We start from the raw sequence: 20,263 nt of genomic DNA, 5'->3' as shown, positions 1-20,263 counted from the left end.
TTGTATGCTCAGCGCGCTGCGATGTGATAAACACAGGTTGTACAGATCTAGTTATCACCTGACACCGGCCTCAAACCGGTGTCTTGTTTACGCTACCTTAGAGCGTACTTCCTTCGGTATCAATTTCAGACCCTTCTTGAACATGCGGTAGGGGGTTTGACCCTCCATCATCCTGTCCTGATGTGGCCGCTGGGTGTTGGCTGGGTGTTGTAGTGTTCCAGATCGCTATCCAGGTCTGTCTGCATCTGCTCTACCAACTCATACCAGGTCGTTCTCCCCTTGATAAGGAAGTGTTCATCCAGCAGTGTGCGATGCAGCCGTTCGATAAAGCCGTTGCTCTGCGGCCTGCGCACCTTGGTGGTTCGGTGCTCAATTCCCTCCAGTTGCAGGAGCAAGCTCGTAGGGATGGTGGTCAGGGCGCCCACAGAACTCGCGCCCGTTATCCGACAGGATGGTATAGACCCGCGCCTCGTGGGCCTCGAAAAACGGCTGCACCGTTTCATTGAGCACATGAACCGAGGTCACCGGCAGCTTGCTGGTGTAGAGCCGCCCCCAGGCGTGGCGACTGTAGCAGTTCAGCACGGTTTGCAGATACACCTTGCCAACCCCCTTGAGCGCGCCAACGAAGAAGGTGTCGATCGCCACCAGTTCCCGGTGTAATGAACCTCTATCTGGCGTTCGCGGAACTCGGGACTAAAGCGTTCGAGCAGGCGAATTTGCTCGTCATTGAGCTCAATGGTTTGTTCCCTATGGGTTTTCTCGAGGCGCTACAAACGGTCGTGTTTGGAGAGCAAGTCGTGCCGTTGCCACACGCCACGCACACCGCCCGCACTGACATTGATGCCTTGCAGAGCCAGTTTTTGCGCGACTCGCAGCGGGCCATGAGCTGGTCTGGTGAGGGAGTAATCGAGGGTGGCCTGTTCAATCTCGGGAGCGACCCGATTGGGATGAGCCCCTTTGCAGCCGGGCAATTTGTCGAGCAATCCCTCGGCGCCATAGGTCTGGAAATTACGGCGAATTTCGTAGAACTGCTGACGACTGTAGCCGATGAGTTTGCAGGCTTTGCTGACGTTATTGAGCTCTATGGCGAGCTCTAGCAGGCTGAGTTTGCGACGTGCTACTTTCTCGTTGGTGGTCATGCAGAGGCTGATAGTATTTTGCAGGTGCAAAAAAGCCCCTTGGCGGGGCTTGGTGTCTGGCAAGGCCTGTGTCGGGATTATCAATCGAACAGGATGCGGCCGCTGGTGCCGGCATCGCTGTCTTTCCAGCTGGCACCGCTTTTGCGCAGGGTGTAAGTGATGGTCTCCTGCTTGAATTTCAGGTAGTCGCTGCCGCTGTGATTTGGTTTGACCTGATTGCCATCGATATAGGTTTCCCCTGTGGTATCGACGTGAATTTCGGCCACGGTGCGGCCATCGTCAGTGACCGCTTTATAGTTGCCTGCCCACGGGCTCTCGTCGCCATACTGCACGGCTCCTTCCTGAGCGTGCGCTTGGGCATGGGTCTTGTGGCCGTGATGGGTTTTGGCCACGGCGCAGCCGGAGATACCGACCGCCAGCAGGCAACCGAGGGCGACATTGAGCAGAGTCTGTTTGGATTTCATCTTCATTTACCTGTATCAAAATAATTGCAATGGATAAGGGGTGGAGCCCCCACGGTAGGTGTGGGCCCCGTTGAGCCGTGGCTCGAAATCAGTCCTGATTGATGCCAGAAATATGGCCGCGGGAGTCGGTGAGGCAGTGCCAGAGCCGGTCATGGGGCCCTTTGATGTCAATCATCATCCCCGCCTGGGAGTCGGCCACATAGTCGAGGGTCAGTTTGCTGCGGCTGACGCCCGCTTTTCTGGCGACGGCGTTCATGCAGGCGTTCTCGGCAACCTTGGTTTGTGCAGTGCTGCCGTTGTAGGCACTGCTACTGGCGATTTCATTATCATCGCCGTCGTCATCGTTCTCATCGTCATTGAGCTGGCAGGCGCCGCTGTCGCCATTTTTGACAAAATAGGTGATGCCCCAGTCGCCATTTTTCACCATGGAGAGGGTGGTGCGCCCCTTGCTCGCCTCGTAGAAATTTGAATTCACTTTTTTAAGTGGAACTTGCTGGCTATTGATATAAGCCGTGCCATCTTCGACGCGAAGATTAATATGTCCAGGACAACTGGCGGATAAATCAGGCACCCCTGCATATGCGGTTCCGGTCATGACCAATACAGAGAGAGCAAGCAGCGTTTTTTTCATCAGATAACCTCAAATCAACAAGGATCAGCAAGTGTGATGTCGTCAAAATAACGGTTGCTATGCCTGAACGTTATTTCTGTGCTCATTGCACACCTGTTATCGGTAGCCCGCAGTCAGTCGTTTCAGTGCGCCTCGCCCTGCCGGGATGACGCCAAATTTAGCAGTCGGGTGATGTAAGTAAAATAAAACAGGATTAATTGGATTCATAAAATATGAAAAACTATAAATCATTTAAAACAGTGAGTTAGGTGTGGTTCAAGTCACTGTGAAAATGATGGGGGACCTCCGGGCTGGTTCCTTATGGACATCGATAAAGTTGGCCGTCGGTCTGTGATGTCGGGCATTTGGTATTTTTTCTGTTGCAAGCGGGCGCAGGCTGGCGACATCACTGAGCCATTGCGCACCGTAAATATACAGATAAAAACGCCAATATTCGGTGTGCGAGGGTGGAAAAATGGGCTTGCCAGCAGGTGGATATTTTTACCTGATATGACTGGGTAGTGAGAAATATGAAAGGTGGCAGATCAATAAATCCTCCATCAATACGGACATAATTATCTGGAGTGTTACTGTGCTTTCCCTGAGGATTGCCCACTCGTGGCAGGAAAATATAACGACTTAGAAACTCATGGCCAACCCGATGGAATAACCGCTGGTGTTGTGGCTGAACATATAGCGGGCAACCAACCGGGTACGGGTGACTATGATGTCGTACTTGCTGCTGTCCAGCTCCAGACCGGCGCCGATAGAGTTGAGGGAGTCAAAGCCAAGCAACCCCCGCTGTTCCCCCAGATATGCGGTATGAGCCCCCTCCAGTACATAGCGCACCGGTCTGTCGAGCAGTGTCCAGTGGAATAGCGGGGCCCGGCGGCGCAGATAGAGACCGAGGTTCTCCGCCTCGGCGTGACCACGGACGCTGGTCGAGGTACCGCCAACGCTCTGCAGGTGCTGGTAGGAGTAGCGCACTTCGAGATCGATATCCTGCGTCTTTGAAAAGAGCTCGTAGTCGAGCATCAGCGACCCCCCCCAGTCCGTACATATTGAGCTGCCCACCATCGAGAAAATCCAGCGAGTAGCCCTTGGTACGCTCCAGCAGCCAGTTGCCGATCCGCAGATCGCTTGCCATGGTACCGAGCGAGACGTTGGCGATGGGGCGCAGCACCCAGTGGCCACCGCGCGGGTCTTCATGGAGGGCGATATCCCAGCCGATCCCGCCTGAAGCGGTCAGGCTGTTCCATTTGGTCGGGAGGGTGCGGCTCTCGGTGCCGTTGCTCACCACAAACTGGGGATCGTAGCGGCTAAAGCCGATCGCCCCTTCCAGATAGATGGGCACGGCTTCACTCATGGTGGCGCCGCCGCCGATCTGGGTCATGTTGAGGGCGGCAGATTGATTGGTGCCGCTGCCGATATCGAGGTTGCTGGCGGTGATGTCGGGCACCACCGTGAAGGTCATCAGAGAGAGTACCGCATTGGCGCGCTCCTGTGCCCACTCCTGATCCTGTGTTGCGGCCTTGACGGCGCTGCCGGATAGCGCCAGCAGCATTGGCAACAACATCTGCAATAAAGAGAAGCAAGAGTGGTGCATGAGTGTGGTTCCCGATAAGCGGTGTCTGGTTGCCCTGATTTTACTGTAGCGAGCTTCCCGCCGGTTGGCACGGAGCTAAGAGGGGGGAATAAGCGCCGTTTGCGGTCGATTGCCGCTTGGGGGCAAGCCTTTGCCACACCAACGGCACGCCTTTGCAGTTTGTCGCTAAAGCTTGGCCTCTTGCCGCCGATATCTCTTGTGAGATCGTGTGGAGGGCAAGCAATTGAACGCTTGGGTGTTGGGGTTGGTCAGCATATCCGTGAGTATGCAGTTACAGGCTGGGGTCACCGAATTTGGTGCCGGTCTGGATCAATCCGTCTGGCGTTTGACCTCCGATACCCAGATTGAGTGTCGCCTCGAGCATCCTATTCCCAACTGGGGAACGGGGGCTTTTGTCAGCCGCGCCGGGCGCAAGATCAACCTCGACTTCGAGCTCAAGGGCAAGCGGCCGCAGGCCCAGACCCAGACGGTGAGCCTTGGCATCATGCCGCCGGTATGGCGCCCGGGAATAGCCGGACGAGAAGTGAGTCAACTGCGCTTCTATCAGCAGTTCGATGGGTTGGTAGAGGGGCAAACCGCCTGGACCATGCTCGACGAGCTGGAGGGGGGGCGGATGCCGACCTTCCAGTATCGGGACTGGTATCGCCAGAACCGTGCGGTGCGGGTGTCTCTCTCGTCGGTCAACTTTCGGGTCAAATATCAAGCTTTTATCGACTGTCTGAGCGGGCTCTTGCCCTACAGCTTCAACGATATCGCTTTTAGCGTGCTCACCTACGACAAGAACAGTGATCAGCTCTCCATTCCCTCCAAGCGGCGGCTGGCGATGATCAGCGAGTTTATCAAGGCGGACAAGAGCATCGACGTGGTGGTGATCGACGCCTACAGCGACAGCTATGGCGGCCGCTGGCCGAACCTGAAACTCTCCGAGAAGCGGGCCGATGCCATCAAGAAGGTGTTTGTCGATCTGGGGATTGATCCCGGCAAGATCTCGGTGGAGGGGCATGGCGAGAAGCAGCACGTCGCCTCCAACGAAACCGAGCAGGGTCGTGCCAAGAACCGGCGGGTGGTGATCAGCATGGGGCGCAATGGCGAGATCTAGCGCCGTCCCCGGCAAAGAGGCATAAAAAAGAGCGCAGATGCGCTCTTTTTTGATCCTGCCATCCGGCAGCGGGAGTCGGGTAGCTTAGAAGCTGTCACCCAGGCCGGTACCGGCATCTTTCTTGGCGATCAGTTCAATCTTGTAACCGTCCGGATCTTCGACGAAGGCGATCACGGTGGTGCAGCCCTTGACCGGGCCCGGCTCGCGGGTGATCTTGGCACCGGCGGCGCGCAGCGCTTCGCAGGTGGCATAGATGTCGTCCGCTTCCAGCGCGATATGGCCGTAGGCGGAGCCCAGTTCGTACTCGCTCACCCCCCAGTTGTAGGTCAGCTCGATCACCGCTTCATCCTTCTCGTCACCGTAACCGACAAAGGCCAGGGTGTACTTGTACTCGCTGTTCTCGCTCTTGCGCAGCAGCTTCATGCCGAGGACGCGGGTGTAGAAGTCGATGGAGCGTTGCAGATCGCCGACACGCAGCATGGTATGCAGAATTCTCATTGCTCAGTTCTCCTGGTTGGTGATGTGTACTGCTTTCAATCTCGGTTGCGAGGCGGTCAGTTCTCGGGATAGACCTTCTCTTTGTACTCGCACAAGTCCTCGATGATACAGGAACCACAGCGGGGCTTGCGAGCCAGACAGGTGTAACGTCCGTGCAGGATCAGCCAGTGGTGAACATCCAGCTTGAACTCGGCGGGCACTACCTTGAGCAGCTTCTCCTCCACCTGATCCACATTCTTGCCCACCGCAAAGCCGGTGCGGTTCGATACCCGGAAGATATGGGTATCGACGGCGATGGTGGGCCAGCCAAAGGCGGTGTTGAGCACCACGTTGGCGGTCTTGCGGCCGACGCCGGGCAGGGCTTCCAGCGCTTCGCGGTTCTCCGGCACCTCGCCGCCGTGGCGCTCCAGCAAGATGGCGCAGGTCTTGATGACGTTCTCGGCCTTGGTGTTGAAGAGGCCAATGGTCTTGATGTACTCCTTGAGCCCGTCCACCCCGAGATCCAGCATCGCCTGCGGGGTGTTGGCCACCGGATAGAGCTTGTCGGTCGCCTTGTTGACGCTGACATCGGTCGCCTGCGCCGAGAGCAGCACGGCAATCAACAGCTCGAATGGCGAGTTGAAGTTGAGCTCTGTGGTGGGGTGGGGGTTGTTTTCCCGCAGTCGCTCGAGGATCTCTCTGCGTTTCTGGTTGTTCATGCCTTGCGTCCGATCATAGTTCGGTCGCCCGGACGCGAGCCGGGGCAACGTTGCAGTGGGCCACTGTGGCTGCTTGTTTGCGGTCCCGCCAGTCGTTGATGGCGTTCTTGGCGGCGATCAGCAGCCCCAGCCCGATAAAGCCGCCCGGCGGCAAAATCGCCAGCAGCAGGCTGGCATCGGCGTGGAACAGCTCGACGCGCAGGGATTTGGCCCACTCGCCCAGCAGCAGCTCGGCGCCATCAAACAGGGTGCCCATGCCGATGATCTCGCGCATGCCGCCCAGTATCAGCAGCACCAGGGTAAAACCAAGGCCCATCATCAGACCGTCGAGGGCCGCCAGCAGCGGCGGGTTCTTGGAGGCATAGGCCTCGGCGCGGCCTATGATGACGCAGTTGGTGACGATCAGGGCGATAAAGATGCCGAGCGCCTGATAGAGGCCATAGGTGTAGGCGTTCATCAGCAGCTGCACACTGGTCACCAGCGAGGCGATGATCATCACATAGACCGGGATGCGAATATCCTTCGGCACCCAGTTGCGCACCAGCGAGACGGCGAGGTTGGAGCAGACCAGCACCGCCATGGTGGCAAGGCCCAGCCCCAGCGCATTGGTAAAGGTGGAGGAGACGGCGAGGGTCGGGCAGAGCCCCAGCACCTGCACCAGCGAGGGGTTGTTCTTCCACAGCCCCTGACTCATCAGCTCCTTGAGCTCGCCCTTGCGGCTTTCCAGCTCGGCAATCGGGGTTGCGCCCGTTTCAATCTGTTCCATCTGGTTCATGATGGCTCGACTCCGTTAGTTCGCCGCCGGACAAGCCGGGGCGTTGCTGAGCAGTTCGGGTTGCTCCTGCTGCAGTTTAAGCAGGTTTTTCACCGCCTTGACCACGGCTCGCGGGGTGATGGTGGCGCCGGTAAAGGCATCGAACTCGCCGCCATCCTTCTTAACCGCCCACTGGGGCTCGTTGTCATGGGTCAGGAATTTTCCGGCAAAGCTGTTGATCCAGTCAGATTTTTTCAGCTCGATCTTGTCACCGAGGCCAGGGGTCTCGTTGTGAGCGAGCACGCGCACGGCAGTGATGGTGCCCTTGGCATCAAAACCCGCCACGATGCGGATCGCCCCGCTGTAGCCATCCGGCGCAATCGCCTCCAATGCATAGCCGGTCACCACGCCATTCTTGCTGGCGGTATAGAGGGCCTGCGGCTGATCGCTGCCCAGATACTTCCTGCTGGTCACCTGTTTGCAGCTGGCCACCAGATCGTTGTCATAGCTCCCCTCCGGCAGCAATACCGAGAGGGTCTGCTGCTTCTCCAGCTGCTGCTGGTGGGCGATTTTATCCTTGGTCAGCTCGTTGGTCAGTACCACCAGCGCGGTACAGCCCAGCGCGAACATCGCCAGAATAAGGCCGTTCTTGCGCATGCTCTTTAACATGTCCGGGCTCCGTCAGCTGTGATGGTGGAAAAGGGCAGAAACATCATTGGCGACGGGCTCCATACACTTTCGGGCGAGTCAGACTGTCAATAAAGGGTACGCAAAGGTTGGCCAGCAGCACGGCGAAGGCGAACGCATCCGGATAGCCACCAAAGCGGCGAATGATGTAGACCAGCACGCCAATCAGCACGCCATAGACCAGTCGGCCGCGCGGCGTGGTGCAGGCGCTGACCGGATCGGTGGCGATAAAGAAGGCCCCCAGCATGGTTGCGCCGCTAAAGAGATGGAACATGGGCGTGGCGGTCGCATCCGGGCTCACCAGATAGCCGATGGTGGAGGCCGCCAGCAGGGCACCGAGAATCGCGGTGGGAATACGCCAGTTGATCACCTTCTGTTGCAGCAGGAACAGGCCGCCCAGCAGGTAGCCGAGGTTGACCCAGCTCCAGCCGATGCCGCCCCAACCCTCAAACAGCGGGCCGCTCAGGATCTCGCCGGTGGTGAGCCCCTGAGTCAGGCCGGTTTTCAGGGTATCGAGGGGAGTCGCCATGGTGAGACCATCCACCCCCTGCTTGAGCTGGGCCATGCTGTAGCCGTCGAGGCTAAAGCCGGTGAAGATCACCGACGCCGCATCGCCAAAACCGAGGCTGTAGGCGCGCACGCTCTCCGGCGGCAGCCAGCTGGTCATCTGCACCGGGAAGGAGACCAGCAGCAGCACATAGGCGACCATGGCCGGGTTGAACAGGTTCTGACCCAGTCCGCCGTAAAGGTGTTTGGCGACAATGATGGCAAAGGCCGTGCCCACCACCAGCATCCACCACGGCAGCAGCGGCGGCAGGGAGAGACCGATCAGCACGGCGGTGAGCGCCGCACTGCCATCCATCAGGGCAGGCTTGATGGCGCGGCCACGGAGCTTGAGCACCAGCGCCTCGCACAGCAGCGCAGTGACCAACGCCAGCAGGATCTGGATAAAGGAGCCCCAGCCGAAGAACCAGGTCTGGGCCAGCAAGCCCGGCACGCAGGCCAGGATCACCAGCAGCATCAGGGTTCGGGTCTGTTTGCGGTTATGGGCAAACGGCGCAGTCGCAATATTGAACATGAGTCTGTCGATTACCTTGTGGTTGTTCGGTCGGCTGACGGGACATCTTCAGCAGCACTCTCTGCGGCTCTTGCTGCCTCGGCCGCCAGCTTCTTCGCCTTGGCGCGGGCCACCGCGGCTGCAATGGCCGCTTTTTTCGGATCAACCGGGGCATCAGCCGCAGGGGCGCTCGCTTCAGGCGCGACAGTGACGGCAAGTGGTTGCTCACTGCTGGCTGCATCGCTTTGCATCGGCTCGGCCGGTGCGCGCTCACCCTCAGTTCCGACACTCTCTACCTGAGTACCAGCACTTTCTACCTCAGCACTGGTACTTGCGCTCTGCTGGGCCAGCTTTTTGGCTTTGGCACGGGCGATGGCAGCGGCGATAGCGGCCTTCTTGGGATCGACCGCTTCACTTGCTGCCGTATCGCTGTGGCTGGTGGTTACTTCGCTCTTGGCTACCGCCACGTCGCGGGTCTGTGCGCTGGCAGTTGGCTCACTCTGCGCACCCTCAGCACCGGCACTTTCGCCCTGCTGGGCCAGCTTTTTGGCCTTGGCGCGGGCAATGGCAGCAGCGATAGCGGCTTTCTTGGGATCGACCGCTTCGCTGGCCGCAGATGGCACAGTGCTTTGGGTTGCAGCGGATTCGCTGGTGCCAGCATTTGCGGTCAGGTTGCCCTCAGCGCTGTCGCCCTGCTGCGCCAGCTTTTTGGCCTTGGCACGAGCGATGGCAGCAGCAATTGCAGCTTTCTTGGGATCTGCGGGTGCATCGCTTTGGGTGTCAGCGTCGGTTGTTGCGCTGTTGGCTGCGCTTACCGGCTCGCCACTGGCCTCGGCCTTTTTGGCTTTGGCACGGGCAATGGCGGCGGCAATTGCTGCCTTTTTCGGATCAACCTCTGCTTTTTGCTGATCAGCATCTACCGCAGGCGCAGCAACGGCTTCGGCAGCCACAGGCTCGGCGCTATCGCCAGCCTGAGCGGCTTTCTTGGCCTTGGCGCGCGCCAGTGCGGCGGCGATGGCTGCTTTTTTTGGATCGCTGGCGGGGTCAACCGCCTCGGCGGGTTGCGCCGCAGCGGCTGTTTCGCTGTTTGCGCTCTCTGCCAGCTTGGCGGCACGGCGCGCTTCCGCTTCCCGTTTGCGGGCTTCGCGGGCGGCAATCACCACGCTGTTGTCGGGCAAGCCCTCGGCGGTGGCGGCAATGGCAGTGATGGGGGCATCCTGCTTGGCCTTGATACGGGCCAGTGCGGCGGCTACCGGATCTTCCCCGCCTGCGGCCGTCATGGTCTGACGGCGCTGGGCGGCGGCTTCGGCGTGGCGCGCTTCGCGGGCCGCTTTCTCCCGCTCGAAACGGGCCTGCTTGGCCTCGAAACGCTGCTTGGCTCGTTCGGCTTTTTCGGCCTCGGCGCGGGCTTCGCGAATGTCGTCCTTGGCGATCTTGTAGTACTGCACCAGCGGGATCTCGCTCGGGCAGACCCAGGCGCAGGCGCCGCACTCGATGCAGTCCATCAGGTTGAGCTTCTCGGCCTTGTCATACTCCTTGGCCCGGCTGTACCAGTAGAGCTCTTGCGGCAGCAGGGTGGCCGGGCAGGCATCGGCGCAGGCGCTGCAACGGATGCAGGGCTGCTCCGGGCCGGGGGCGGGCAGTTCGGCCTGCGTCGGCGCCAGCAGGCAGTTGGTGGCCTTGACCACAGGCACCATGGCGTGGGGCAGGGTAAAGCCCATCATGGGGCCACCCATGATCACCCGCTGCTCCGCTTCCGGTTGCAGCTCGAAACGCTGCAACAGCCAGCGTACCGGCGTACCCAGGCGCACCCAGGCGTTGCCGGGTTTCTTGAAGCTGTCCCCGGTGAGGGTGACGATCCGCTCGATCAGCGGCTCGCCGTCTATGATGGCGCGCTTGATGGCAAACACGGTGGCGACGTTGAGCACCATGATGCCGATATCGACCGCGCGGCCCCCCTTGGGCACCTGACGGCCGGTGAGCAGTTCGATGGTCTGCTTGGCACCGCCCGAGGGGTACTTGGTCGGCACCGTCTTGACCAGCACATCTTCATCGGTGGCGTGGCGGGTCAGTTGCTCGATCGCCTCGGGCTTGTTGTCTTCTACCCCGATCAGGGTGAGTTTCGGTTTGAGCAGGTGCTTGAGCACCCGGATGCCATCCATGATCTCGTCGGCGTACTGCTGCATCAGCCGATCGTCGGTGGTGATATAGGGTTCGCACTCCAGCCCGTTGACGATCAGGATCTCGGTGAGCTGGCCGCGGCCATCGAGCTTGCTGTGGGTGGGGAACACGGCGCCGCCAAGGCCCGCCACCCCCGCTTGCTGAATGCGTTCGAGCAGCTCGCCCCGCTCCAGATTCCAGTAATCGGCTTTGCCATTGCGCTCGCCCCACTCATCCTCCCCATCCGGGGTGAGAATGACACAGAGATCGCCGAGTCCGGAGGGGTGGGCAACCGTGTGGTTGCCAATCTCGGTGATGGTGCCGGAGGTGGAGGCATGGACAGGGACGACCCGCCCCTTGGCATAACGGGTCAGCGGCTGCCCTTTTTTGACCTTGTCGCCCACCTGCACCAGCAGATCGCCGGCGGGGCCTGCGTGCTGGCGCAGCGGAATGATGAGGCGTGGCGGCAGACCGGCGTCTACTACCGGGCTCTGGCTTGATTGCAGCTTGTTGTCGGCGGGGTGAATGCCACCGTGAAAGTCCCAGAGCGTGCCGGCTTTGATACGTTCGAGTAAGGAATGCATGGTTGCTCCGCTGTTTATTCCACTATCTTGACCGGAATCTTGCCCGGAACATGCACGTTATTGAGATCCCACTTCCAGTTATCGACCGTAGTGGGCACCGGGATCATCTCGATGCAGTCGGTCGGGCAGGGATCGACACAGAGATCGCAACCGGTGCACTCGTTGGCAATCACGGTATGCATCGCCTTGGTGGCGCCGACGATGGCGTCCACCGGGCAGGCCTGAATGCACTTGGTGCAGCCGATGCACTGATCTTCGTGGATAAAGGCGACCTTTTTGACCGGCACGGCGGCCTCGTCACTGCCTCCCAGCGGCTGGGGCTCGACCCCCATCAGATCGGCAATCTTGCGCATGGTGGCCTCGCCACCGGGCACGCACTTGTTGATCTGATCGCCGTTGGCGAGCGCCTCGGCGTAGGGTTTGCAGCCGGGATAGCCGCACTGGCCACACTGGGTCTGGGGCAGCAGGGCATCGAGCTGATCGACGATGGGGTCTGCTTCCACATGAAACTTGACGGCGGCAAAGCCCAGGATAATCCCGAACGCCAGCGCCAGCAGGGTGAGCACCAGAATGGCAAAGAGAATATGGATCATGGTTATATCTTGATAAGGCCGGTAAAGCCCATAAAGGCCAGCGACATCAGACCGGCGGTGATCATGGCAATCGACACCCCGCGAAACGGGGCGGGCACATCGGCGGCGACCAGACGCTCGCGCATGGCGGCAAACAGGATCAACACCAGCGAGAAGCCGGTGGCGGCGCCAAAGCCGTAGATCACGCTCTGGATAAAGTCGTGTCGCTCATTGATGCTGAGCAGCGCCACCCCGAGCACCGCGCAGTTGGTGGTGATGAGGGGCAGGAAGATCCCCAGCAGGCGATAGAGAGTCGGGCTGCTCTTGCGCACTACCATCTCGGTAAACTGCACCACCACGGCGATCACCAGAATAAAGGCGAGGGTGCGCAGATAGGCGATATCCAGCGGCAGCAGGATATAGTGCTCCACCAGATAGGAGCTGGCACTGGCAAGGGTCATCACGAAGGTGGTCGCCAGCCCCATGCCGATGGCGGTTTCCAGCTTGCCGGAGACCCCCATAAAGGGGCAGAGGCCGAGGAATTTCACCAGCACGAAGTTGTTAACCAGCACGGTGCCGATCAATAAAAGCAGGTACTCAGTCATCAATTACCGTCACTGAAAGTCGGGTTATCGGGGTTTGAAGGCGGGCGGTATTATCTGACGTTAGGGCCAGTTAAACAACCGCAAGGCCGCATGGTTATTATGCAACTGGATAATTTAGCCGGGGTTTTGGGCGAGAATCCGGTGGGTTTTACGTCATCTTCCCACCGGGTGAGAAGCCTTACTAACCAACAGCCAGTTTGGCGGCCTCTTTCCACATAAATGGCGGCATCGGAGTAGTGAGACGCCATTTAATGTTCATCGGTTGGCTGCCAGTGTGGGATACGTACTCCACCTCACCAAAGTTCACAAAGCCAAGGGTGCGGCCAAATTCATCTTTGCTCTGCTCACGAACGAACAGAAACAAGCGCTTACCTTCTGCTCTGTGGTTTATGTAACTCAGCCCCTTACCCCGTTCTGGGCGAGCGCTGTTTTGGCTCTGCCAATGAAACAGCGACTCGTTGATGGCGTAGTCGTGATAACGGGTAGTGGGGGAGAAGTGCTGTTCCGTTTTGTTCAAGGTCACGAACAGCAACTCGATATTTTGCTCTGCGATGACATAGACCCCTTCGCGAGCCGTGGGTTGCTGCGCGAAGGTGGTCGCGCCAAAGCCAACCAGCACCTGCTCTCTGGCATAGCGAGCATGCAGTTGCAGCGGATTACCGGGAAGGTTTGGCATGGCGCTTTGTTCGTGTTGCACCCGGTTGAGCAGCATGGGCAACAGATCTGCCAGCTCGGCCCTTAACTCTGGTTGATTGAGTTGTTTCAGGCTGTGCGCCAAGGAGCTAAAGCCTGCATTGGGGCCGCTCTGTTGCCAGAAGTCGTAATGGCACATCAAGGCCATACGTTCATCGTGTTCGGCCGTTAAGGTAAAGGCGTCTGCCACCAAGGTTTGTAAGAAGTTCAAGTAATGGAGCGCATCGCAGCCCAATAGCCGGGTTTTGATGGCCCGGGTGTAGAGGGTCGACAGCTTCTCATCGCTCATTTCAGAAATGGTATGGTTGCGGGCCTGTTTGACCAAGGTGCTCCAATTGCCGCGCTTGTAGATCTCCTCAAGGCTGATGTGAGGGTAGAACTTCAAAAAGTTCGCCAGCGTCAGCGGTAAATCACAATCCAGTGAGAAACGGCGGATCAGGCCCATGAGGCGCGAGGTATTGAGGGTCGCCTTTTTGATATTGCTCAGAATTAACTCTTGGGTTTGTTTTGAGAGTTCGATGCGGCAGCCCAAGGGGGCGTGAGGGAAGCCCTGTTTGATTTCGTGGCTGATCGCCTTGTTGGTTTTGCCCACCAGTGCCCGGAATTTCTGGGCAAAGTCATACTCCGCACGGGCATTGCCAACAAAGTCCAACACGGTGCAGCACTCTTTATCGCTCGCCAGCCGCAGGCCGCGCCCTAATTGCTGTAAGAAGATGGTGAGACTTTCCGTTGGTCGTAAAAACAGTAAGGTATCGACTTCCGGGATATCAACCCCTTCGTTGAAGATGTCCACCACGCAGAGAATATTGATAACCCCAGTGCGCAAATATTGTTGTTTACTATGCCGCTCGTCTCGGTTATCGCTAGTGAGGATGTCAGCCTTGATGCCCTTCAATAAAAATGTCTTGCACATAAAGTCGGCATGTTCACGGCTCACACAAAATGCCAGCGCTTTGATCTTGGTAATATCGGTGACGATCTCATTGAGGCTCTGGACTATCTTCTGTACCCGCTGCTGATTGTGGGTATAAATATTGGTGAGCTCAGTGATGTCATAACGGCCATTTTTCCAAGCCACTTGGCGCAAGTCAGTATCATCATCGATACCAAAATATTGGAACGGACAGAGATGGCGACGATTGATGGCCTCGGGCAAGCGGATCTCTGCTGCGATGACACCACAAAAGTCGGCAAGAATATCACCGCCATCATGGCGCTCTGGCGTTGCGGTTAATCCCAACAGAATGTGAGGTTCAAAGGCGGCGAGCAGACCGCGATAACTGGCTGCCGCAATATGGTGAACCTCATCAATGACGATGTAATCGAAATAATCTGGGCTAAGACGTAAATTAGCCAGCTGGTTATTCAAGGATTGCACCGAGGCAAATAGTTGACGGTAGTGGGTTGGCACGGCGCCGCCGACTAAGAGTTCGCCAAAATTGGATTGCTTGAGCACACCGCGGTACGAGGCCAATGCTTGGCGCAAGATCTCCTCTTTGTGGGCGACAAACAGGAACTTGGCGTCGGGTTTGGTTTTCAGAAAACGCGCAAAATCAAAAGCGGAGATCAGGGTTTTCCCTGTACCGGTGGCCGCAACCACCAAGTTACGGAAGCGCTGGTGTAAAGCGCGCTCCATCGCCAATTGTTCAAGGATCTCCAGTTGATGGGGAAACGGCGTGATATCAAAGAAATAGGCAGGGCTATTTTTGTCCACATCCCCACGGGCCTCTTGCAGTGCATGCTGCAATTTTGTACGGCTTTCCAGCTTGCCATCAAACAGCTCAAAATCATCGGATTCCCAATAGGTTTCAAAGGTACTCAGGGATTTCTCGATAATATGAGGGATCTCTTGCGAGGTGATTTTTAGGTTCCACTCCAAGCCGCTGGTGAGGGCAGAGTGAGAGAGATTGGAGGAACCTATATAGCCGGTATGAAAGCCGGTATTTCGGCAAAAGAGATAGCTCTTGGCATGCAACCGCTCGCGCTGGGTGTTATAGCTGAGTTTGACTTCGGTATTTGGGAGGTTGGCTAAAAATTCAACTGCCTTGGCATCGGTCGCTCCCATATAAGAGGTAGTAATTACTTTTAATTGGCGGCCGCTGCGAGTGAACTCTTCCAGCTCATGACGGAAAATCCGGATACCTGCCCATTTGATAAATGAGACCAGCCAGCAGATGTTATCTGCAGATAATATCTCCCGTTTAATCTCCGACTCCATCGACAAACCCGCATTGCTGCCACAAAACAGTTCGCTCTGAGTGAGACCTGTCAGAGGGAAAATATCCTCGGCATATTGCTTTAAATTGGCGGAGATGGGGTTATCCAACTGGTAAAGCGCGGTCAGAATTTTCCCCTGACTATCGATGAGGTTCTCGCCAATAAAGTCTGGGTCTTGGGTGCGATCCTTTAGCCAAAGCAATAACTGGTTAGCCAGCTCGATCTGCCGTTGCAGCTGATCCTCTCCAGTGACCGAACCCACCGCATATTCCAAAACCCGGCTCAGAAATCTGGATAACCAAACTGCCGCTTCGGCAGGTTCAAGTTGGCGTTCCCCTACGTAAAAGCGCGCGCGGTCGAGTCGAGATGTCAGCAGTTGAGTAATGAGCTGTTCATAAATACCGCATTGTTGCATCGCACTTTAGCCTTGAACGTTGTACATGAGGGTGGCGAGAAGAGTATCATTTTTTCCAACCAAATCAGTAAGCTGTTGTCGCCTGTTACTCGTTTGAAAATCGCCCCGGTTTTCGGTAATAAAGCCCGGCAGTGACAACCACAGGGAGGTGGTGATGGATCCGGTTTCCTATCTTTTTTCGGCTTATCTCAATCTGGTACAGCAGCAGGTTGCGGATATCTATGGCACCGAGGCCAAGACGCTGGTGGTGCAGTATGAGGGGGAGTCAGTCCCGTTCTCTTTTCAGCTGTGGCAGATCCAGCAGCCGAGCGTTTGTCGTCCCTACGAGCAGGATGTGCGGCGTTTTAGCCAGTGCACGGTCAAGGCGTCCGCCCTGTTTCACAAGCTGTGCGATGACTTGACCCGGCAGGATGACAGCAGTTGGCAACTGCCCAAATTTCGCACCATGTACTGCTCGGCGGCCGTCAGTTATCGGCCCCTTATCGCCGAAATAGGGGATGCCAAACAGAGTCCGGCCAAGCTGGCGGAGCGTGCCTGCAATCAGGCGATTCTGGCGGCAATGGACAGTGATGATGAAGCCCTGCTGGCCCAGCGGGATAAAGCGTGCGCAGCGGTGCAGTAACGCGAATTTATTTGACCAGATCATTTGCGCTCGCTTTGCGCGCCACGGCACACATGGGCTCTCCCTTGCCGGGTAAGATGGGGTTGCCCGCTGTGGCGACGACAGTCGGATGTTTGCGGGCATATGTCGGTCACATCAGCCAGATCACCACCAGGAGGTAACCATGATCAGCCATATCGACCATCTGGTATTGACGGTCAGTGATATCGAACGGGCCGTGGAATTTTACAGTTCGGTGCTCAATATGGAGGCCATCACCTTCGGTGCGGGGCGCCGGGCGGTAGGGTTTGGCAACCAGAAGATCAATCTGCAACTGCTGGGGCAGGAGCCGCGCAATCGGGCGCAGGTGGGGTCGGGAGATGTCTGCCTTATCACCCGCTGGCCGCTGGAGCAGGTGATGGCCCAGCTTGCCTGCCACGGGGTGGAGATTGTCGAGGGGCCTGTGACCAAAAGCGGTGCCTGTGGGCCGATAGAATCCATCTACTTCCTCGATCCGGACCAGAACCTGATAGAAGTCAGCATCTATCCCTGAGCCCACCAAGCCATCACTCCCATCGCCATCATCAATAGAAAGGGGCCGTCAATTGACGGCCCCTTTCTTGTATCGCCATCGACCCAGCGCCAGTGGCTCTTTGCCGATACTCCAGAAACACCCTAGAAAGGCGCGCTGCTCTCGTCGCTCTCCTGTAAAAACTGCTCCAGCTCGGCCTGATAGGCCGCATCAGGTTGACCGCTGCTGGCAGGGGTTACGGCTGCAGACCGAGCCACGGGAGGGGCGGTGAGGGTCTCCATCGCCCGCTGCTGCAGATAGGGGTAGAAGGGGTTGGAGGAGGTGCGGGTGAGGGCGCCGGGGTTGACGATCAGCACTCCGCGCTCGCCACGCAGGGCCAGACCGCCGAGATTGATGCCGTATTGCTCCCGCTGCTCCGGGCGTGCCGCCATGCCATAGAGGGGGTCGTCCATCGGGAAGGGGAGCGCCACATGGGAGAGGGAGTAGATCTCCTTGGGATAGTCGATGCCCAGCGGGCGGAGCTGCTCAGGCTGATCGGCGCTGGCCAGCGTTCTGGCCTGCGTTGCGGGGGAGGCGGGGTCGACATTGCCCACCACGGTGAGGCGATAGTGCTGAGGGGCGTTTGGCAGCAAGCGGTGCAGCGCCAGCTCGGAGGCCGAGCTCATCAGCGGGCCAAAGAGGGTGCTGCGGTTGATATCAAACAGCACCAGTTCGCTGCCGTTGGCCGGCAGGTAGTGGTAGAGATCGGCAATGATGGAGCGGGTGCTGACGGTGTAGTCCATCACCGACTGGAAGGTGAGGGCGGGGGGAAACGCCGCCAGCTCGCCACTGGCGGCCAGCTGGCGCACCTGCTGCTGGATGGCGTGAGTCAGGCGATAGGATTGGCGCGCCCCGTTGACCGGAAACGAGTTGTATTTGAACGGGTTGAACTCCGGCATGGTGTCGAGCCAGGCTGCGTTGGCAAAGGCGGGCAGCAGGGCAGGCACGGCCTTGATCCCGGCGAAGCGGGCAAAGCGGGTCACCCCGATCATCGGGGAGATCAGCACCAGCCGATCCGGTTTTGCCAGCGTGCCGCTCGGGTCGGCCAACGCATCGAGCGCATATTTCACCGCCAGCGCGCCGCCGTTGGAAAAGCCCACCAGATGCAGCGGCCGCTTGCCCGGTGCCAGCAATCTGGCCTCCCGCACCGCAAGTCGGGTAGCGGCCAGCCAGGTCTCCCAATCCACATCCACGAGGCCAGCGGGCACGGTGCCGTGGCCGGGGATCCGCAGCCCCAGCGCGATAAAGCCCTGCTCCTGATAGCGTCTGGCCAGATGGCGCAGGCTATAGGGGGAGTCGGTCAGGCCGTGCAGCAGTACCGCCACCCCTTTGATTTCCCCCTCGGGGCGCAGCAGGTAGGAGCGGTTCCAGTTCTGCTGAAAGCGGGCGGGATTGATGGGGGCGTCCTGATAGTAGCGATTGCTGGCCAGTTGCTGCTCCGGCGGTGTTTTGGCGACTACCTTGGTGGCCACCAGCTCGAACAGCTCTGCTTCGCGGGCCAGATAGGCTTGCCAGTCGCTGTTGTCGAGCTCATCGGCGCTGAGTTCGGGGGGCACCACTGTGTGCCACAGTTGCAGCGGCGCTGCCTGCCAGGCGAAGTAGGCGATCACCGCCCACGCGGTCAGCAACAGCAGCAACAGGGTCAGCAGAGCACGGCGAACAAGGCGGCGAGTGTGAGCCAGCATGGTGCAATCCTTGGCGATAGGGGTGGGTCCGCCTCTGGGCGGGCGAGTTTGGTGCAGCACATTGGGCGCAGCCAACCGGCTTAAAGCCTAATTGAAACAAGGTGATATGTATAGTTGATGGCGTTCGGCCGCGCTGGCTGTGGGCGCCGGATCCCGTCGTTGGCATCAGGCTGGCCGTTCGAAGGTTGTATCGCGGGCCATCTGGCGGCCTGAACTTATCCGCAGATGCAAGCTTGGGCGCTGCGACCTTGCAACTATCTGCCCCTGAGAGGGGGCAATTATGCTACTGTAGCGGCGTTTTTTGATGGATAAGCTGGCATTGGCCTTTTTTGAAGATGGAATGGTATGCAGAACTTTGACGTAGTGAATTGGCTGATGCAGCAAACAGCCTCCCCGGCGCAGCCGGAACAGGCGATGGCACAACCGGGCACGGCCCAGAACCTGTGGCAGGTGATCCATGCTGGCTAACGAATCCATGCGCCTGAACAAATACATCAGCGAGAGCGGTATCTGCTCGCGCCGCGAGGCCGACCGCTTTATCGAGCAGGGCCACGTCTTTATCAACGGCAAGCGTGCCGGGATTGGCGATCAGGTGCAGGTTGGCGATCTGGTCAAGGTCAATGGTCAGGTGATCGAGCCGCGCGAGGCGGACAGTCTGGTGCTGATCGCCCTCAACAAGCCGGTGGGCATCGTCAGTACGACAGAGGCGGGCGAGAAAGACAACATTGTCGATTTCGTCAACCACAGCACCCGGGTCTTCCCCATCGGGCGTCTCGACAAGGATTCGCAGGGGCTGATCTTCCTCACCAACCACGGCGATCTGGTCAACAAGATCCTGCGGGCGGGTAACGATCATGAGAAAGAGTATCTGGTGACCGTCGACAAGCCGGTGACCGACGAGTTTGTGCGCGGCATGGCGGCCGGGGTGCCGATCCTCGGTACTGTCACCAAGAAGTGCAAGGTGAAGAAAGAGGCGCCGTTCGTCTTTCGCATCACGCTAGTGCAGGGACTGAACCGCCAGATCCGCCGGATGTGCGAGCACTTCGGTTTTGAAGTGACCAAGCTGGAGCGCATCCGCATCATGAACGTCAGCCTCAAGGGGCTGCCGGTAGGCGAGTGGCGCGATCTCACCGACGACGAGCTGATCGATCTGTTCAAGCTGATTGAGGACTCCTCCTCCGAGGTGAAACCGGCCAAAGGCGACAAGCCCAAGGCGGCCAAGGTTCCTGCGGCGCAAAGCGCCAAGCCGGGGCAGGGCAAGAAGCCGCGCCGCGATGACGATCACGAGATTGGCGGGCGTCCCAATGTGCCGGGCCCGGAAGCCTTCGAGAAGAAGCTGCCGGTGGGCAAGGGGGGCGCGGGCAAAGGTGCAGCCAACAAGGGCGGTGTTGGCAAGGGCAGTGCAGGCAAAGGGGCACCCAAGGGTGGCAAACCGGCCGCTGGCAAGCCGCGCACCGCTAACACAGGACGGCAGAAGAAGGGGCGCTGAGTTGCTCCCCTGAGCGGTGTCAGCCTCGTCTTGTCACCCCCAGCACTGTTATCCCCAAC

The 20,263-nt window shown here is 58.6% G+C and carries 17 protein-coding genes and 2 pseudogenes; 5 read left to right on the top strand and 14 right to left on the bottom strand.

The features are described from left to right. Nucleotides 1-87: 87 nt before the first annotated feature. From ACTG19_RS04685 to ACTG19_RS04670, 4 genes and pseudogenes are all read right to left on the bottom strand, one after another. Nucleotides 88-1,139 (bottom strand): annotated as a pseudogene (locus tag ACTG19_RS04685) (helix-turn-helix domain-containing protein). Nucleotides 1,140-1,219: 80 nt separating this feature from the next. After that, nucleotides 1,220-1,603 (bottom strand): hypothetical protein, encoded by a 384-nt coding sequence (locus ACTG19_RS04680; RefSeq protein WP_058055916.1) that lies wholly within the window; start codon nt 1,601-1,603, stop codon nt 1,220-1,222. Between the two features lie 88 nt (nt 1,604-1,691). Further along, nucleotides 1,692-2,234, bottom strand: coding sequence for a hypothetical protein (locus ACTG19_RS04675; RefSeq protein WP_429216611.1), 543 nt, complete (start codon nt 2,232-2,234; stop codon nt 1,692-1,694). Between the two features lie 618 nt (nt 2,235-2,852). Next, nucleotides 2,853-3,777, bottom strand: a pseudogene (locus tag ACTG19_RS04670) (autotransporter domain-containing protein). Nucleotides 3,778-4,042: 265 nt separating this feature from the next. On the opposite strand from ACTG19_RS04670, the gene ACTG19_RS04665 reads away from it, so the two are divergent. Continuing rightward, a complete protein-coding gene (locus tag ACTG19_RS04665) occupies nt 4,043-4,918 on the top strand; it encodes a flagellar protein MotY (protein WP_005337611.1) in 876 nt (291 codons plus the stop codon). Between the two features lie 84 nt (nt 4,919-5,002). Here ACTG19_RS04665 and gloA read toward each other — a convergent pair whose 3' ends face one another. From gloA to ACTG19_RS04620, 9 genes are all read right to left on the bottom strand, one after another. Beyond that, complete coding sequence (gene gloA, locus ACTG19_RS04660; RefSeq protein WP_439988802.1) at nt 5,003-5,416, bottom strand: lactoylglutathione lyase; 414 nt, start codon at nt 5,414-5,416, stop codon at nt 5,003-5,005. Nucleotides 5,417-5,472: 56 nt separating this feature from the next. Then, the gene (nth, locus tag ACTG19_RS04655; RefSeq protein WP_108612160.1) at nt 5,473-6,114 is read right to left on the bottom strand and encodes an endonuclease III; all 642 of its coding nucleotides are present in this window, start codon (nt 6,112-6,114) and stop codon (nt 5,473-5,475) included. A gap of 13 nt (nt 6,115-6,127) precedes the next feature. Beyond that, nucleotides 6,128-6,889 (bottom strand): electron transport complex subunit E, encoded by a 762-nt coding sequence (locus tag ACTG19_RS04650; RefSeq protein ID WP_439988801.1) that lies wholly within the window; start codon nt 6,887-6,889, stop codon nt 6,128-6,130. Nucleotides 6,890-6,904: 15 nt separating this feature from the next. Further along, complete coding sequence (rsxG, locus tag ACTG19_RS04645; RefSeq protein ID WP_005359614.1) at nt 6,905-7,537, bottom strand: electron transport complex subunit RsxG; 633 nt, start codon at nt 7,535-7,537, stop codon at nt 6,905-6,907. A gap of 43 nt (nt 7,538-7,580) precedes the next feature. After that, on the bottom strand, nt 7,581-8,633 hold the full coding sequence (gene rsxD, locus ACTG19_RS04640; RefSeq protein ID WP_005337606.1) for an electron transport complex subunit RsxD: 1,053 nt from the start codon (nt 8,631-8,633) through the stop codon (nt 7,581-7,583). 11 nt (nt 8,634-8,644) lie between these two features. Next, entirely contained in the window at nt 8,645-11,356 is a 2,712-nt protein-coding gene (rsxC, locus tag ACTG19_RS04635; protein ID WP_439988800.1) for an electron transport complex subunit RsxC, read from the bottom strand. Nucleotides 11,357-11,370: 14 nt separating this feature from the next. Continuing rightward, nucleotides 11,371-11,949 carry an electron transport complex subunit RsxB gene (rsxB, locus tag ACTG19_RS04630; protein WP_005350799.1) on the bottom strand — a complete coding sequence of 193 codons (579 nt, stop codon included), beginning with the start codon at nt 11,947-11,949 and terminating at the stop codon, nt 11,371-11,373. A 2-nt stretch (nt 11,950-11,951) separates the two neighbouring features. After that, on the bottom strand, nt 11,952-12,533 hold the full coding sequence (gene rsxA / locus ACTG19_RS04625; RefSeq protein ID WP_005337600.1) for an electron transport complex subunit RsxA: 582 nt from the start codon (nt 12,531-12,533) through the stop codon (nt 11,952-11,954). A 181-nt stretch (nt 12,534-12,714) separates the two neighbouring features. Then, a complete protein-coding gene (locus tag ACTG19_RS04620) occupies nt 12,715-15,858 on the bottom strand; it encodes a DUF3427 domain-containing protein (protein WP_439979069.1) in 3,144 nt (1,047 codons plus the stop codon). A gap of 154 nt (nt 15,859-16,012) precedes the next feature. Here ACTG19_RS04620 and ACTG19_RS04615 point away from each other — a divergent pair, with 154 nt between their 5' ends. Then, nucleotides 16,013-16,480, top strand: coding sequence for a hypothetical protein (locus ACTG19_RS04615; RefSeq protein WP_075115198.1), 468 nt, complete (start codon nt 16,013-16,015; stop codon nt 16,478-16,480). Nucleotides 16,481-16,643: 163 nt separating this feature from the next. Further along, entirely contained in the window at nt 16,644-17,012 is a 369-nt protein-coding gene (locus tag ACTG19_RS04610; protein WP_043825666.1) for a VOC family protein, read from the top strand. A 122-nt stretch (nt 17,013-17,134) separates the two neighbouring features. Here the strand turns inward: ACTG19_RS04610 and ACTG19_RS04605 are convergent, their stop codons facing one another. Next, nucleotides 17,135-18,715 (bottom strand): alpha/beta hydrolase, encoded by a 1,581-nt coding sequence (locus ACTG19_RS04605; protein ID WP_439988799.1) that lies wholly within the window; start codon nt 18,713-18,715, stop codon nt 17,135-17,137. A 345-nt stretch (nt 18,716-19,060) separates the two neighbouring features. On the opposite strand from ACTG19_RS04605, the gene ACTG19_RS04600 reads away from it, so the two are divergent. Beyond that, nucleotides 19,061-19,183, top strand: coding sequence for a hypothetical protein (locus tag ACTG19_RS04600; RefSeq protein WP_439988798.1), 123 nt, complete (start codon nt 19,061-19,063; stop codon nt 19,181-19,183). After that, on the top strand, nt 19,173-20,204 hold the full coding sequence (gene rluF / locus ACTG19_RS04595) for a 23S rRNA pseudouridine(2604) synthase RluF (protein ID WP_439988797.1): 1,032 nt from the start codon (nt 19,173-19,175) through the stop codon (nt 20,202-20,204). The genes ACTG19_RS04600 and rluF overlap by 11 nt, the downstream gene beginning before the upstream one ends. Nucleotides 20,205-20,263: the final 59 nt, after the last annotated feature.

This window comes from Aeromonas sp. 3P (assembly GCF_051919745.1).
Classification (GTDB): Bacteria; Pseudomonadota; Gammaproteobacteria; order Enterobacterales; family Aeromonadaceae; genus Aeromonas; species Aeromonas veronii.
Note: the sequence above shows the minus strand (reverse complement) of the source record. Positions and strands in the feature narration are given on the sequence as shown.

Excerpts from the sequence above, each read along its gene's own strand:
- ACTG19_RS04680 (WP_058055916.1), bottom strand. The coding sequence starts at position 1,603 with ATGAAATCCAAACAGACTCTGCTCAATGTCGCCCTCGGTTGCCTGCTG.
- ACTG19_RS04675 (WP_429216611.1), bottom strand. The coding sequence starts at position 2,234 with ATGAAAAAAACGCTGCTTGCTCTCTCTGTATTGGTCATGACCGGAACC.
- gloA (WP_439988802.1), bottom strand. The coding sequence starts at position 5,416 with ATGAGAATTCTGCATACCATGCTGCGTGTCGGCGATCTGCAACGCTCC.
- nth (WP_108612160.1), bottom strand. The coding sequence starts at position 6,114 with ATGAACAACCAGAAACGCAGAGAGATCCTCGAGCGACTGCGGGAAAAC.
- ACTG19_RS04650 (WP_439988801.1), bottom strand. The coding sequence starts at position 6,889 with ATGAACCAGATGGAACAGATTGAAACGGGCGCAACCCCGATTGCCGAG.
- rsxG (WP_005359614.1), bottom strand. The coding sequence starts at position 7,537 with ATGTTAAAGAGCATGCGCAAGAACGGCCTTATTCTGGCGATGTTCGCG.
- rsxD (WP_005337606.1), bottom strand. The coding sequence starts at position 8,633 with ATGTTCAATATTGCGACTGCGCCGTTTGCCCATAACCGCAAACAGACC.
- rsxC (WP_439988800.1), bottom strand. The coding sequence starts at position 11,356 with ATGCATTCCTTACTCGAACGTATCAAAGCCGGCACGCTCTGGGACTTT.
- rsxB (WP_005350799.1), bottom strand. The coding sequence starts at position 11,949 with ATGATCCATATTCTCTTTGCCATTCTGGTGCTCACCCTGCTGGCGCTG.
- rsxA (WP_005337600.1), bottom strand. The coding sequence starts at position 12,533 with ATGACTGAGTACCTGCTTTTATTGATCGGCACCGTGCTGGTTAACAAC.
- ACTG19_RS04620 (WP_439979069.1), bottom strand. The coding sequence starts at position 15,858 with ATGCAACAATGCGGTATTTATGAACAGCTCATTACTCAACTGCTGACA.
- ACTG19_RS04615 (WP_075115198.1), top strand. The coding sequence starts at position 16,013 with ATGGATCCGGTTTCCTATCTTTTTTCGGCTTATCTCAATCTGGTACAG.
- ACTG19_RS04610 (WP_043825666.1), top strand. The coding sequence starts at position 16,644 with ATGATCAGCCATATCGACCATCTGGTATTGACGGTCAGTGATATCGAA.
- ACTG19_RS04605 (WP_439988799.1), bottom strand. The coding sequence starts at position 18,715 with ATGCTGGCTCACACTCGCCGCCTTGTTCGCCGTGCTCTGCTGACCCTG.
- ACTG19_RS04600 (WP_439988798.1), top strand. The coding sequence starts at position 19,061 with ATGCAGAACTTTGACGTAGTGAATTGGCTGATGCAGCAAACAGCCTCC.
- rluF (WP_439988797.1), top strand. The coding sequence starts at position 19,173 with ATGCTGGCTAACGAATCCATGCGCCTGAACAAATACATCAGCGAGAGC.